This is a genomic window from Cohnella abietis, assembly GCF_004295585.1.
GTDB classification, from domain to species: Bacteria; Bacillota; Bacilli; order Paenibacillales; family Paenibacillaceae; genus Cohnella; species Cohnella abietis.
Genome location: NZ_AP019400.1, coordinates 3243491 through 3257116 on the forward strand (window position 1 = coordinate 3243491; position 13626 = coordinate 3257116).

General features: G+C 38.6%; 16 protein-coding genes. 14 read left to right on the forward strand and 2 right to left on the reverse strand.

Annotated features, from left to right (window positions below):
• Positions 1-80: 80 nt before the first annotated feature.
• The 4 genes from KCTCHS21_RS13840 (at position 81) to KCTCHS21_RS13855 (ending at position 2739) form a co-directional block, all read left to right on the forward strand.
• Positions 81-542 carry a VOC family protein gene (locus KCTCHS21_RS13840; RefSeq protein WP_130609090.1) on the forward strand — a complete coding sequence of 154 codons (462 nt, stop codon included), beginning with the start codon at positions 81-83 and terminating at the stop codon, positions 540-542.
• A 91-nt stretch (positions 543-633) separates the two neighbouring features.
• A complete protein-coding gene (locus KCTCHS21_RS13845; RefSeq protein WP_130616506.1) occupies positions 634-1203 on the forward strand; it encodes a YdeI/OmpD-associated family protein in 570 nt (189 codons plus the stop codon).
• Between the two features lie 150 nt (positions 1204-1353).
• Positions 1354-2142, forward strand: a complete 789-nt coding sequence (locus tag KCTCHS21_RS13850) for a pirin family protein (RefSeq protein WP_157994043.1) — start codon at positions 1354-1356, stop codon at positions 2140-2142.
• Positions 2143-2463: 321 nt separating this feature from the next.
• Complete coding sequence (locus tag KCTCHS21_RS13855) at positions 2464-2739, forward strand: hypothetical protein (protein WP_130609097.1); 276 nt, start codon at positions 2464-2466, stop codon at positions 2737-2739.
• 77 nt (positions 2740-2816) lie between these two features.
• Here KCTCHS21_RS13855 and KCTCHS21_RS13860 read toward each other — a convergent pair whose 3' ends face one another.
• On the reverse strand, positions 2817-3827 hold the full coding sequence (locus KCTCHS21_RS13860) for an IS1595 family transposase (RefSeq protein WP_130609101.1): 1011 nt from the start codon (positions 3825-3827) through the stop codon (positions 2817-2819).
• A gap of 236 nt (positions 3828-4063) precedes the next feature.
• Between KCTCHS21_RS13860 and KCTCHS21_RS13865 the strand changes: the two genes are divergently transcribed.
• The 10 genes from KCTCHS21_RS13865 (at position 4064) to KCTCHS21_RS13910 (ending at position 12942) form a co-directional block, all read left to right on the forward strand.
• Entirely contained in the window at positions 4064-5086 is a 1023-nt protein-coding gene (locus KCTCHS21_RS13865; protein WP_130609104.1) for a phosphotransferase, read from the forward strand.
• Positions 5087-5539: 453 nt separating this feature from the next.
• Positions 5540-6181, forward strand: coding sequence for an NAD(P)H-dependent oxidoreductase (locus KCTCHS21_RS13870; RefSeq protein ID WP_130616507.1), 642 nt, complete (start codon positions 5540-5542; stop codon positions 6179-6181).
• A gap of 108 nt (positions 6182-6289) precedes the next feature.
• Complete coding sequence (locus KCTCHS21_RS13875) at positions 6290-6664, forward strand: ArsR/SmtB family transcription factor (protein ID WP_232058188.1); 375 nt, start codon at positions 6290-6292, stop codon at positions 6662-6664.
• Between the two features lie 14 nt (positions 6665-6678).
• Positions 6679-7128, forward strand: a complete 450-nt coding sequence (locus KCTCHS21_RS13880; RefSeq protein ID WP_130609107.1) for an SRPBCC family protein — start codon at positions 6679-6681, stop codon at positions 7126-7128.
• A 29-nt stretch (positions 7129-7157) separates the two neighbouring features.
• Positions 7158-8252, forward strand: a complete 1095-nt coding sequence (locus KCTCHS21_RS13885; protein ID WP_130609110.1) for an alpha/beta fold hydrolase — start codon at positions 7158-7160, stop codon at positions 8250-8252.
• Positions 8253-8407: 155 nt separating this feature from the next.
• On the forward strand, positions 8408-8788 hold the full coding sequence (locus KCTCHS21_RS13890; protein WP_130609113.1) for a BlaI/MecI/CopY family transcriptional regulator: 381 nt from the start codon (positions 8408-8410) through the stop codon (positions 8786-8788).
• Complete coding sequence (locus KCTCHS21_RS13895; protein WP_130609116.1) at positions 8788-10074, forward strand: M56 family metallopeptidase; 1287 nt, start codon at positions 8788-8790, stop codon at positions 10072-10074. Before KCTCHS21_RS13890 ends, KCTCHS21_RS13895 begins: the two co-directional genes overlap by 1 nt.
• 36 nt (positions 10075-10110) lie before the next feature.
• Positions 10111-10707, forward strand: coding sequence for a stalk domain-containing protein (locus KCTCHS21_RS13900; RefSeq protein WP_157994044.1), 597 nt, complete (start codon positions 10111-10113; stop codon positions 10705-10707).
• A gap of 195 nt (positions 10708-10902) precedes the next feature.
• Positions 10903-11256, forward strand: coding sequence for a BlaI/MecI/CopY family transcriptional regulator (locus tag KCTCHS21_RS13905; RefSeq protein ID WP_229263959.1), 354 nt, complete (start codon positions 10903-10905; stop codon positions 11254-11256).
• Between the two features lie 9 nt (positions 11257-11265).
• Entirely contained in the window at positions 11266-12942 is a 1677-nt protein-coding gene (locus KCTCHS21_RS13910; RefSeq protein ID WP_130609125.1) for a M56 family metallopeptidase, read from the forward strand.
• A 206-nt stretch (positions 12943-13148) separates the two neighbouring features.
• Here KCTCHS21_RS13910 and KCTCHS21_RS13915 read toward each other — a convergent pair whose 3' ends face one another.
• Positions 13149-13613, reverse strand: a complete 465-nt coding sequence (locus KCTCHS21_RS13915; protein ID WP_130609128.1) for a RidA family protein — start codon at positions 13611-13613, stop codon at positions 13149-13151.
• Between the last annotated feature and the right edge of the window lie 13 nt (positions 13614-13626).

Here is a 13626-nt window from a genome sequence, read left to right on the forward strand (position 1 = left end):
CATCATCTAAGAATGGTGACATACAGTTGTCACCTTTTGTAGATTATACTACATTTATCACAAGAAGGAGGTAATACATTATGTCAGCTATTGCATACTTAAATTTTGATGGAATTGCAGAACAAGTAATTGAATTTTATTCGGAGGCTTTTAGTGCAAGTGAAGTGAAAAAAGTTAAATTTAGCGATATCCCACAAGATCCAAACTATCCTCTGCCAGACAATGAGTTAAATATGATTATGGAGTCTTCGATAGAATTCGCAGGCGGGAAAATAATGCTGTCGGATATTTTGCCTTCAATGAAGGTGGTAACAGGTGAACTGGTGATAGGCAACAATGTACTGATTAGTCTAGTCATTGATGATAAACAACAACTGGGAGAATACTTTAATCATTTATCAGTTGGTGGCCATGTTATTATGCCGTTATCCAATACTCCTTGGTCTTCGTGCTTTGGATTGCTGGTTGATAAGTTTGGGATTTCATGGAAATTTAATAGTGATGCAGATAAGTTTCTTGACCAAGTCATTTCCAACAAATAGTAACTAATGATTAAAAAATGGTCTTGCAATTGAAGACCATTTTTTAATGCCTATTTTTTCTTGAATTTAGAAAGGATAATGTATCTTGTCTATGGAAATTGAAAACCTGATTCCGGCAAACTCGAGAGAAGATGTGAGGATTTGGCTACAGGAAAATGGAAAGATAAAAAAGTCTTGCTGGGTCTTGGTTAGTATGACACCTACTCCTAATATGTTGTTATATTTGGACGCGGTCGAGGAAGCTTTGTGCTTTGGATGGATCGATGGAGTCAAGAAGAAAGCTTCTGAAACGGAGCTGGCTCAGAGGCTATCTCCTAGAAGTAAACAAAGTTCATGGACTGAATTAAATAAAGAACGTGTCCGCCGCCTTGAAAAGTTAGGGTTGATGAGAGACGAAGGAAGAAGAGTTCTTCCTGACATGGATCACAATTCTTTTAGAATAGATGAAGATATAGAGCAAAGGTTAAAAGATGAAAAGCAAGTATACGATAATTTTATGGCATTTCCAGACCTTTATAAAAGAGTTCGGATCGACACGATACAATGCAATAAGAATCAGCCAGAATTGTTTAAGAGCAGATTAGACAAATTCATAACAAATACTAGAGAAAACAAAATGTACGGTCAATGGAATGATAATGGACGTCTACTTGATTATTAAGATGCTCTGCAAATGGACAAACCATTTGCATTGCAAGTTTAATCACCATTTGATAAAGTGTCCATAGACTGATGGAATGTATCGTTTTTCTGTGTAAATAATAACTCATGACAATAAATATAGGAAGTTTTAAGATGGAGGATGATTGTGGTGACCATTAGGATTTATTCAGTTGATAAACAAGCCTCAGGACAATTCAATGAAGGTAATATTACGGAACAAAAACCAATCGGTTTTCCTGGCGAAGGGTCAGCCGTTGATCGCGTTGGAACGTTGTTTTACTGGGCATGGTTTCAAACCAAGGAAGAAGGCAGTCTACCACTGCACCCGCATCGTGGATTTGAGATCTTGTCTTATCTGTTGGCAGGCTCCGTTCAACATCGGGATACGCTTGGGAATGAGCGGTCGATCGGAGCGGGTGGCTTGCAAATCATGCAAACAGGCACAGGGGTTCAGCATGCCGAAAAGTTTGGGAAAGATACCTCTGGGTTTCAAATCTGGTTCGAACCCTTTATGGGGGAGGCGTACTATGTAACTCCAACTTATGCGGATTATGAAGACGGAGACTTTCCAGTAGAAATCAGAAACCAGGCAAAAATTAAAACGATTTTAGGTACAGGCTCCCCGGTTCAAATAGTAGCTGACGCCCAAATGTGGGATTTGATACTTCCTGCGGGTCAGTCGTTTGAGCAAGTTATTCCTGAAGGATATTCGATTGCGGGGCTTATTGTTGAGGGTGAGTCTACTTGGCAATCCGGAATCGATACGCATCAAGTAAGTGTCAACGAGTTCGCTGTCTGCGAAGCAGAACAGGCGCAAAGCCTACATATACAATCCAATGAACAGGCAGATTCCCGGATCATCCTTATTCAAGTCCCTAGCATTCTACCGTATCCATCCTATAAAGAAGTCAAAATTCGATTACAGTCGAATTCGTAAGTTTATCATGTGTCTGAGACAAGGGGCAGAATGGTGCCCTTTCGGACATGAAAAGCTGCAGTTTACTCTCTGTACTACACAAGAGACGAATTGCAGCTTTTTTATGTAAAATACCAATATACAGATGACACAAAGATTCTATATCCAAATGGCTTGACAGAGTTGCTTATTGACAATCATTTTTCATAAAGGCTGTTTTCGTATTAAATGTTGTTTTCATGTAATAAACTATAATGCTGCAACTTTAGAAGGATTTGAGTAGTATAATTAGTATGATATAAACAATGCTTTCTAAATTAAATATAAAGGAGGTAATATTTTATGAAAAAAATAACTACAATGTTGGGTATATTGATACTATTAGCTATACTTACGGCGTGTAATATCAAGAACAACGATTATACGGACCCTAACGGAAACGAATATAAATACAAATTAGAATTAACAGGCACTTTACCTAATGCTTCAAAAGAATCAAAATATATCATATTAGCAAATGATAATACATTAACCTTCGAAAAAGTCGCAAAGAGTATTTATAGTAGCAATAGCAAAGACCAGGATGGAATTGATTTTTATATATTATCAAGTGAATAATATATCCCCGCATCCTTAATTTATATGAATCGAATAAATCTCACTTTAACTAAGACCTCGTATCATACGGGGTTTTTTTATACACTTTTTAACAATTGAACAGTTAAAAAATTTGATTTTTGACAAGCTGAAATAAGCATTTGTTCAACCCGATTTTCAAATGATAAATTTTTGCCAATATCAAGCCATCGGAACCAATAGAGGTAGTTATCGAGATATTTTGTCGCAACACCTTGAAACCGTTCCATCCAAGTTTTCAAACGATTATGAAAATTGTTAACGTGCTGAATATGATAAATCCCGTTCTTAACACGCTGTTTTTGTCGCTCATTAACTGTTTCATGTTGTAATCCTTTTATCTTGGCAAACTTTTTGTAATTCGTTGCTGTATCTGTACATAACAAAGCAGACGGGTGAATATACTTACCAATCGCACCGTCAATTTCTTCGGCTTTCACACGTCCAGTTCCAGCCTTTCGAGCAATGATATTTCCGTTACGGTCTTGTGCCACGACAACGGCAATTTTAAGATTAGAAATCCCTCTTTTTACGTCTTTCTCTCCACGCTTCTTAGATTTTCTATGAGTAATTTCACGCTTCCCTTTTAAAGACTCACGGAAGAAGGTTTCGTCACTTTCAACGATGCCTTGCAATTGATTAAAACCAAGACTACCTAATGCGTTCAAAATTTTATGCCTCCAGTAGAAGGTGGTGGAGATGTGTAATTGTAGTTTTTCAGCAATTTTCGGCAGAGTAAAACCTTCGACCATCAATTCAATGTATTTCATCCATTTTTCAGGATAACGAGAACCCGAAAATGGCGTGTTGGTCATATCATTGAACGACTTTCCACAATCATGACATAGGTAGCGTTGTCTTGAACGATACTTACCGTTCCTCTTTACAGACGTACTCCCACAATGAAGACAACCTAAACCAGATGCAAATCGTGATTCACGAATGGTTTTAAGTAATTTCGTAATTTTATCTGGTTCATCTGGAAATAAATCTTGTTTCATAGCTTCAAACAATGCTAATTGCTCTGGTTTTGTAAGTTCGCTGAAATCTTCATATACATCTTTCCATATCTATAAACGCCTCCTAAAATCCTATTATATCAACCTATTAATAGTGTGTTCAAGAAAGCCACAATCTATACGAAAACAGCCTTCATAAAAGAAAGGAGTTCCTTATGATTTGGATTAATCCACCTTACACTAGTGAAGGTGGAGAGTGAGCATTTTAATCTCGTTGGTTGCGAAAATAATGTGATGGAATTATCTTTGATTAGATAACATAAACACGAAGAGAGGGGTACAAAAGGATGGGAAATACAGAATACAAATTGCAATTCGAGGAATTGTGTAATACTTTGCAACTTGGTGAGCTAACCTGTGTACCTAAAGCTATAACGGGTGGGCTTTTACATAAAATGTATGTTGTCCAAACTACGAAAGGGAAATATGCAATAAAAGCATTAAATCCCCAAATAATGCTCAGACCCACGGCGATGCAGAATTTTATTAACTCTGAACGAATTGCCGATATTGCAAGAAATAATGTTCCTGCTCTTTCAGCTAAAGAAGTTAATGGCACTTTCATGCACAAAATAGCCAATCAATTCTATCTTATATTTGATTGGATTGATAGTAAAAGTCTAATATCCAATGAAATAGATGTAGTTCATTGTGAGAGAATGGGTGCTATTCTTGCGGAGATACATATGACAGATTTTTCAGAGTTAGGCATAGATAAGGGTTATTCAAATAATACATTGTTAACTGATTGGAATTACTATTTGCAAAAAGGGCAACAAAATAATTCCGTTTGGCTAAGTCTACTTCGTGAATATCTTGATAAACTTTATGAGTGGAATAGAATGGCGAACGAATCAACGAAACTACTGGAATCTGATATGGTTATAAGTCATAGAGATTTAGAACCGAAAAATGTAATGTGGGAACAAGGTAGCCCTATTCTAATTGATTGGGAATCAGCAGGATATATAAATCCTATGCAAGACTTGACAGAAACAGCCATTTACTGGTCTGCTAATGAAAACGGAAGTATTGACAAGGAAAGGTTCTTAGCTTTCATAGTGGGATATAAAACAAAATACGGAATACCTCAGGCAAATTGGGGAATGGTGTTAGTAAATGGGTTATTAGGTAAATTGGATTGGCTTGAATATAGCTTAAAACGTTCTTTGTGGATTGAATGTACTGACGAAGAGGAGCAGCAGGTAGGGACTTCTCAGGTGACAGGGACAATAAACTCTATTATATGTTATGCGGATATGATTTCAGAATTAGAAAAATGGTTAGATGAGGTCGAGAACATCCAATAGAAGAGAAGTTCTATCCAAAGAAACCACTCCATTGTCAGGAGTGGCTTTGTCTATATATACTGATGAATTTTTTGTGGTCAAACTGTACTTTGTGCTTAGATACATTACGGTGAACCGTATCATCACTAGTGATAAAGCAGAAAATTGAATTGAAGGTACCCGAGCGGACTCAACGCTCGGGTTTTTTATTTCTGGAAAGCGTCGATCCTTCTTCAGCTTGACAATAAATAAAAACCGCTATATATTTAACTTATTAGTTAAATAACCAAATGGTTAAATAACGATTTGGTTAAATTAATGATTGTGTTCTTGATTGTTAAGCTATCGTTTAATGGGAAGTTGGTGGGATGAAGGAGACGATTTGGAGAAAATGAATGAGACGTGTCACAAAAGTTTATGGCTTTATTTTTAACGATTATTCCCTAAAAAAACTTGAAGGTAGGTAATTTAATTATGGCAGTCGTATTATATATCACAGCAAATCCGAATGATCATGAATCATCATATAGCATGGCAGTAGGAAAAGAATTCGTGCAGGCTTACCGATCCGCAAATCCGAATGATGAAGTTAACCATCTTGATTTATATAAAATGGATATTCCTGAAATTGATGCCGATGTTTTTAGCGGTTGGGGCAAGCTTGGGGCGGGCACTGCTTTTAATGAATTGACCGATGCAGAAAAAACGAAAGTAGGTCGTCTGGTTGGACTGGTTGACCAATTCGTTGCTGCAGATAAGTATATATTTGTAAATCCGATATGGAATTATTCATTTCCGCCTGTTATGAAAGCATATATTGACTCTATTTGCGTTGCAGGTAAAACTTTCAAATATGTTGAGGGTATAGGTCGGGTTGGCTTGCTGAGAGATAAAAAGGCGGTTCACATTCAAGCAAGTGGAAGTGTATTATCACCTGGCTCAGCTCTTGCTGACTTTGAAATGGGGCATCGCCACTTGAATGCCATTATGGATTTTTTTGAGGTTCCTAGCTTTGAGAGCATCTTCGTTGAAGGTATGGCTGTAAATCCAGATCATGCTTCAGAAATTAAAGAAAATGCAGTTCAACAAGCGCGCGAAATTGCTCGGAGCTTCTAAATGCTGCACACAAGAGCCAACGAGATCGAGGTATCTAATTCTGATCCGTTTGGCTCTTTTTTCGCGCATCGAGCTGTCAATCTAATTGGAAATTGAGGGTAGATCTGCTTGACATTAGATAAAAATCTGCATAAACTTAAACGTATGGTTAAATATAACGATGAGATATTAAATGATGTATTCCAAGTGCTTTCTGATCCGACGAGAAGAGAAATCATAAGACGTTTAGCCGTTGGAGAGATGACAGTCATGAATTTGGCTAAGCCTTTTGAGATGTCACTGCCAGCCGTTTCTAAACACCTGAGGGTGTTGGAAAAGGCTGGTTTAGTTTCAGTTCGAAAGGAAGGAACGTATCGATATTATTATCTAAATCCAAATGTAGTGGAAAATGCTCACGAGTGGTTAACGGACTTGAGGAAGTTTTGGACTGCGCAAGTGTTTAACCTTGAGCATTTTTTGGATAATCAATCTAAAGAAGACTAACGGAGGCACTATTAATGATAGCAATGCAGGATGGGAAGTTTTTCCTTGAGCTTCATCACATATACAACGCGAGCAAGGAAAGAGTGTTCTTAGCTTGGACGAAGGAAGAACAGTTAAAGCAATGGTGGGGTCTGGTAGGCTTTACGACGACAATCGGACAAATGGAAGTTTCAGTTGGAGGGAAATACCTTTTTCATATGAAAGCTCCGAATGGCAAGATTCATACTCTAGAAGGCCGATATGTTGAGATTGTTCCGTATGATAAGCTATCGTTTACTTGGAAGTGGGTAAATGAAGGAGACGATTCGGAGGAAACGCTTGTCACGCTTGACTTTGTCGGTAAGGACAATAAGACGGAGCTTGTGATTACGCATACGGAGTTCTCTACGATGAAAGAAGCGAAAAAACACAATAATAGTTGGACAAATTCTCTAGAAGGCGGCTTGTGCAACTATTTTAATTGACGGTAGAGATGCCGTTTTTTTGTTTTTAAATGGTGTATGTCTTCCTTCATTTTATTGAATACCAATTAAGGAGCCGTCAATTGAAAAGAAAATACATAAAGATAACAAAAATAAGCATTGTTATTATTGTTTTTCTTCTTGTAATCGGATTGGTTTTTCCAACATGGACACCTCGAATTAAAGGAGAAAATAGCATAAGTTCTTTAAAACAGATCGAGATTAATGGCACTGATCATGAAGTTATGATTAGGGGAGTGGACCGACGCAATCCGATAGTAATCTTTGTGCATGGCGGTCCTGGCTGTTCTGAAATTCCTTATGTGCGGAAATATCAAGATTTGCTTGAAAAAAACTTTACAATCGTACATTATGATCAACGCGGAAGCGGGAAATCTTATCACTTTTTTGAGGATTACTCTACATTATCGGCAGACTTGCTCGTAGATGATTTGTTGGCATTAACAGATTATGTTGAAAAGGAATTTGGACAAGAAAAAGTGCTGCTGATAGGCCATTCTTTTGGCACATACATTGGGATGAAGGCTGTCGCAAAGTCACCTGAAAAATTTGTTGCTTATGTTGGAATCGGGCAGGTTGGCGATAATAGGAAAAGCGAATTGGATAGCTTGAATTATTCTATTGAACAAGCAAAATTAGCCGGTAATCTAAAGGATGTAGAAAGATTAGAACAGTTTCGAGGTCCAATAGAAAAAGGGGAGCAGCTTACTCCAAGAAGTATGGTTCGAAAATATGGCGGAGCAGCTAGATTAATTGATGATAATAGGGATTATTACACAGGGTTTCTCTTTAATCCGGAGTATAATTTGCTTGACGTCATTCGCTATTTAAAAGGAGTTTCATTATCGCAAGGAATTTTGTTGGAGGAAGAGTCGAAACATGATATTACAAGCATTGTCGATAAAGTAGATATACCCGTTTATTTTGTAATGGGACAATATGATTATATGACATCTGTAAACGCGGCAAAAGAATACTTTGAAGTACTGGAAGCGCCGAAGAAGGAATTTGTTATTTTCGAAAAATCCGCTCATTATCCTCAGTTTGAGGAGAAAGAGTTATTTGCTGAATGGTTGAACAAAACATGGAGTCAGCTTAAATTCTGAGGAGTAGTCAGATCAACAGGTTAAAGAGGAGCACCCGAGTGGTGCTTTTTTCTTATGACATAAATAATTTCACAACTGTATTGACAACTGCGACAACTTGTCGTACTTTAAACGTACGACAAGTTGTCGCAGTAATGATCAGAGGGGCGCGCCCAATGAAAAATTTAGGAAGATTATCTGAAACAGAAATGGAAGTTATGGAGGTGATATGGGAAGTAGCAGCACCCGTAACGGTTGCGCAGCTTCTGGACATTTTTGAAAGCAAAGGTTGGAAAACGTCAACGTTATCGACCATACTGCAACGGCTTATTGAAAAAGGGTTTTTGACAAAATCAATGAGCGGCAAGGTGAATTTTTACGATCCTACTTTGACATTGCGTGAGTACAAGAAGCACGAAACACAAACATTTCTAAGCCGCTTATACAATGGGAAAGCAAAAAATCTGATTGCTTCTCTGGTTGATGATGCTGAACTCAGTCATGATGACATAGCGGAGTTAAAAGAGTGGTTTGCAAGTAAGGAAGGTAAAAAGTGATGGCATTATTACTGTCTCTCATCATTGCGTCATTCGTTGGGAAGATCATTTGGATTGTGCAAAACAGTATAAAGCCTGTCACGCAAAAAGTGTTTTCACAGACGTGGCATTATTATACTGGCTTTATTCCGGTATTTTTTCTTCTTGGCGGTTCAGAGATCATTAACAGGCTTATTCCGTTTATACGTTCTGTCTTACCTGACACAGGCACAAGTCCGAAATCAGGAACGATTGCTGAACAATATGTACAAGTCCCTACAATGGAACAAACGGCAACTAGCAGCGCATCGTTTATGAATCAACTATTTGACTATCTGTTGCGGATTGAAAACATAAAAGAAATTGTTTTATCCGCCATTGTCATTTGGGCTGTTGGAACCACTGTTTTTCTTGCTGTGAATGTCAGAAAATATCGGGCATTTAAACGTTCGATCTTACAAGAAAGCCGAATATGTGATACAGTGCTATGCCCTGTAAAGGTAATCGTAAGTGCTAATGCAACAACGCCAATGGTTATGGGTTTGTGGAAGCCAATGGTTGTACTGCCTGACACCCAATTTCGGGAAAAAGAGCTTACCATGATACTATCCCACGAACTCATTCATTTAAAGCGCGGCGATTTGTTTGTGAAGCTGTTGGTGCTTATTGCAAATGCAATTCACTGGTTTAATCCGGCAGCTTATTCACTCAATAAACAGATAAATACGCTTTGTGAACTGTCTTGCGATGAAAAAGTCGTTCAGGAAATGGATATGGAAAACCGAAGATTTTACGGTGAAACGCTTTTATCCATGCTGGAGTATGGGGTTATGCAGAGAAATGTGGCTTGTACGAGCAGTTTATGCAATCCCAAAAAATATATGAAAAGGAGACTCTTAAACCTTATGAATGTAAAGAAAACAAAAAAGTCTATTATTATGCTGTCTCTTGTTGCAACAATTGCAATGGTTGGAAGTGGCGGACTTGTTACATATGCTGCCGGTTCGGTTGTGCCCTCTAAGGCAACTCCTTCCAAGGCAACTCCATCTAAGCAAATGGAAGGCCGCAATGTTTACGTCCAATCTCCTGACGGAACAGTCGAACACTTTGATAAGGATGGGAATCGGATGCTGGCTCCTCACATGAAAAAAAATATTCACCCACCAGTCGACGAGAAGACGCAAAAAAAGATCGATGAGTTGAATAAGAAAATTGATTCGTATATCCAAAGAGGGCTCCCTGCACCACAAAAATATCTAGATGCTATTAATGAGCTTTATGGAATAAAACCTTTTGGTGACAAATAAGGATTAACGATTTAGATGCAATTGGAGCTGATAGAATTGATAAAAACAAAGTTGAAATACATTACGCTCAGTTTACTTTTACTTCTATTGATCGGAAATACGGCGTATGCCGCTGAGAGAGCCTTCTTTTGGTCGGATGTTGAACCTATCCCTTCCTGTTACACAAGCCGAGACGGGGACTCTACAGAAATGGGCGTGGTGATAGACGGCAAGAAAGTAAAGCTAGATATTCCCACATGTAAGGAAGCGATGAAAAACCGTGTCTTAGTCCTTGTGAATGGGAAATATCTGCAAACAGTATTTGGAAGCGGAGCAGAGCCATTTATTGAGAATAGTCGGACTATGATTCCGTTAAGAGCACTTGGGGACGGATTCGGGTTTGAAGTGAGCTGGGAACAAAGCGAACAAAAAATCACACTGAAAAAAGACGACAAAAGTATCATTTTGCATATTGGAAAATCGGAGATGTTGGTTGACGACAAAAAGGTGAATTTGGAAGATGCTGTTCCTAGGATTAAAAATAGTGTGACCTTCTTACCCGTCAGACAGCTTGCCGAAATACTTGGTGTTAAAGTTGACTGGAATGGAAAAACAAGAACCGCAACGTTTACGGATAAAGATGATATAGAATAGATTTTACGAAGGCTCTTGCGGTTAATGCCTGACCAATCATAAATCTACAAGCTGGATAGGACTCTTGCTAAAGCAGGGGTCCTATCTTTTTAATTATACAGGACTCTATCGACAAATACATTCTACTCTAGTAGAATGTGAATATGTGATTCTACAGCAGTAGAATAAATATGAACGAGGTGTTTTAATTTGGTTATGAAGCTATTCGACAGCGAGCTTAATATTATGGAAATCTTGTGGAGAGATGGCGATACCGCCGCAAAGAGGATTGCAGAAATTACAAAAGAAAAAATAGGTTGGAGCAAGACAACGACCTATACCATCATCAAGAGATGCCTTGATAAAGGGGCGATCGAGCGACGGGAACCTAATTTCGTTTGCCATGCGCTTGTTACACGAGAGCAGGCGCAAGAACACGAAACAACAGAATTAATAAATAAAATGTATGATGGCGCCCCCGACAGACTGATTGCTTCATTGTTGGGACAGAAACGACTGTCGACTGAAGAAATCAGCCGCTTGAAACGTCTTATCGATAGCATGGAATGAGGTGAGGGAATGTCGTTACTTCAAATGAGTATCTCGGCTTCTGTCTATATTCTTGCAGTTATTTTCTTACGTTCCTTGCTTATTCACAAGCTGCCCAAAATGACCTTTACGTTTCTTTGGGGTGTTGCATTAATTCAATTGCTTGTACCTGTTTCAATTCAATCGCAATTTAGTATTTTTACGGCAGCGGAACATTTAAGCAGAATATTTACAGCGCCAAAATTGATTTCCACGCCAGAAATTTCAACATTTATTAATGGAACTACGGTAATCATGCCACCAATTACAGAACATTTGACCGCGCCGATTGTGCCATTGAAGACGGCTTCACAAATATCGCCTATTGTATGGGTTTCGTTAGTTGGGTTTACGTTATGTGCTTTATTTTTTATCATTCCGCATTTAAGGTATCGCAAAATCTATAAAATGGCTGTGCCTATTAGAAACGATTTTATAAGAAAATGGCAGCATTCAAATTTGTTATGGCGAGATGTTCAAATTAGGCAACTAGATCATATTTCAACTCCGCTTACATACGGTATTTTTCAGCCTGTTGTACTCTTGCCGAAAAATTTAGATTATGACGATGAGAAACAACTTGCGCTTATCCTGACCCACGAATTTACACACATCAAGCGATTCGACACATTAAAAAAATGGATTCTTGCCGCTAGCGTATGCGTCCATTGGTTCAACCCTTTAGTATGGGTCATGTATATCCTTGCCAACCGTGATATCGAGCTATTCTGTGATGAAACGGTCGTACGGAAATTTGGAGAAAACACGAGACCTACTTACGCTAGAGCACTTGTACGTTTGGAAGAAAAGAAAATCGGCTTGTCGCCGATGATTAGTAGCTTTTCCAAAAACTCAACCGAAGAAAGGATTATATCGATTATGAAAACCAAGAAAATCACAATCGCCACGATGCTGCTCGCTATTGGGCTTGTAGCCGGTGTCGTTATCATCTTCGCGACTTCTGCATTGGACAAAACGGAAGCTGTTACGGATGTCGACAATCCTACAGCCGAACCTTCAGCCGAAGTAATGCCCGCATTATATCAAGGTGCCATCACTACAGAAATAGTGCCCGCATTATCTAAAGGTTCGACCACTACAAATTTAATGCCGCACGATTTAACATTCAACAAGAAATATGATGTACCGAAGTTGATAGATAGCCTTATGGCTTCAAAGTATCGTGCATTTTATATGGACAACGAAATAAATCTTCGTGTCATGATGGATAACACAATACAGATAAGCAAAGATAATGGCGCGGTTTGGAAAAAATATGATACAGATGAAGTCGATGCAAAAGATTTTGCAAAATGGCTGCTGATAAATGATCCGATTCCGGGCTATTCAATGAAGGAAGTTCAGAGTCGTTTGGCAAACGGGGCAGAAGTAAAACATTTATTGTTTGAAAATGTAAAGGAGATGTATTTCATAATCGACAGGAACGGCGTACAGATTGAGCTTGTACAGCCTGAAAAAATATCTTCTGTTCTGATCGACGGTCAAAGAATGATGATTACTTCCGCTATATCAGCCCAGATGCTGAAATCATTTTATGATTTGTTAGTGTCGAACAATATACTTTCGGAAACTCATGCAGAACAAGATTATTCGGAAAGACTTAAGTATCTTGAAAAAAATTTACCTAACTTTATCGTGACGAAATAAAGGTCAAGAATCATGTAAATTTGGTTGTTATCGTAGGTTCTGAAGACGGTTTTTTTGAGCGGATTATTACCACTCAACAAAAAGGGGGCGTCCATTAGTCAGTTTTCACTGACTTTCTGGACAGCCCCTTGATTCCATTACGCAATAATACATAAGAGACTAGAAGTAATAAGACAGCCTAGGCATCCGTATCATGCGAGGATAGATTAATCCCGGATTTCTACGATAATTTCAATTTCAACTGGAGTGTTGAATGGCAATTCATTAGTTCCGATAGCTGAACGGGCATGCTTGCCGTTTTCTCCAAATACCTCAACGAGGAAGTCCGATGCTCCGTTTATTACATACGGCTGGTCAGAAAATCCTGGAGCGCTGTTGACTAGCCCGAGCATTTTGACGATTTTCACAACACGATCCAAATCGCCTAGGTAATTTTTTAGTTCGGCTAAGCAATTGATAATGGTTTGCTTGGCTGCGGCTTGGCCTTGCTCAATCGTGATTTCTTGTCCAAGCTTGCCTTCATACATCAATACGCCATTAATACGGCAGTCCTGCCCCGATAGATAGAGCAAGTTTCCAGTGCGGTTGCAAGGAAGGTAGGTAAACTTAGGAGCTGGGGCTGCGGGTAATTGTATTCCTAATTGTTCTAAGCGTTTTTCGATCTGCGACATTTGTGTTTCCTCC

Bases quoted from the DNA above. Each gene is read 5' to 3' on its own strand.
- KCTCHS21_RS13840 (WP_130609090.1), top strand. From the start codon at position 81: ATGTCAGCTATTGCATACTTAAATTTTGATGGAATTGCAGAACAAGTA.
- KCTCHS21_RS13845 (WP_130616506.1), top strand. From the start codon at position 634: ATGGAAATTGAAAACCTGATTCCGGCAAACTCGAGAGAAGATGTGAGG.
- KCTCHS21_RS13855 (WP_130609097.1), top strand. From the start codon at position 2,464: ATGAAAAAAATAACTACAATGTTGGGTATATTGATACTATTAGCTATA.
- KCTCHS21_RS13865 (WP_130609104.1), top strand. From the start codon at position 4,064: ATGGGAAATACAGAATACAAATTGCAATTCGAGGAATTGTGTAATACT.
- KCTCHS21_RS13870 (WP_130616507.1), top strand. From the start codon at position 5,540: ATGGCAGTCGTATTATATATCACAGCAAATCCGAATGATCATGAATCA.
- KCTCHS21_RS13880 (WP_130609107.1), top strand. From the start codon at position 6,679: ATGATAGCAATGCAGGATGGGAAGTTTTTCCTTGAGCTTCATCACATA.
- KCTCHS21_RS13885 (WP_130609110.1), top strand. From the start codon at position 7,158: ATGGTGTATGTCTTCCTTCATTTTATTGAATACCAATTAAGGAGCCGT.
- KCTCHS21_RS13890 (WP_130609113.1), top strand. From the start codon at position 8,408: ATGAAAAATTTAGGAAGATTATCTGAAACAGAAATGGAAGTTATGGAG.
- KCTCHS21_RS13895 (WP_130609116.1), top strand. From the start codon at position 8,788: ATGGCATTATTACTGTCTCTCATCATTGCGTCATTCGTTGGGAAGATC.
- KCTCHS21_RS13905 (WP_229263959.1), top strand. From the start codon at position 10,903: ATGAAGCTATTCGACAGCGAGCTTAATATTATGGAAATCTTGTGGAGA.
- KCTCHS21_RS13910 (WP_130609125.1), top strand. From the start codon at position 11,266: ATGTCGTTACTTCAAATGAGTATCTCGGCTTCTGTCTATATTCTTGCA.
- KCTCHS21_RS13915 (WP_130609128.1), bottom strand. From the start codon at position 13,613: ATGTCGCAGATCGAAAAACGCTTAGAACAATTAGGAATACAATTACCC.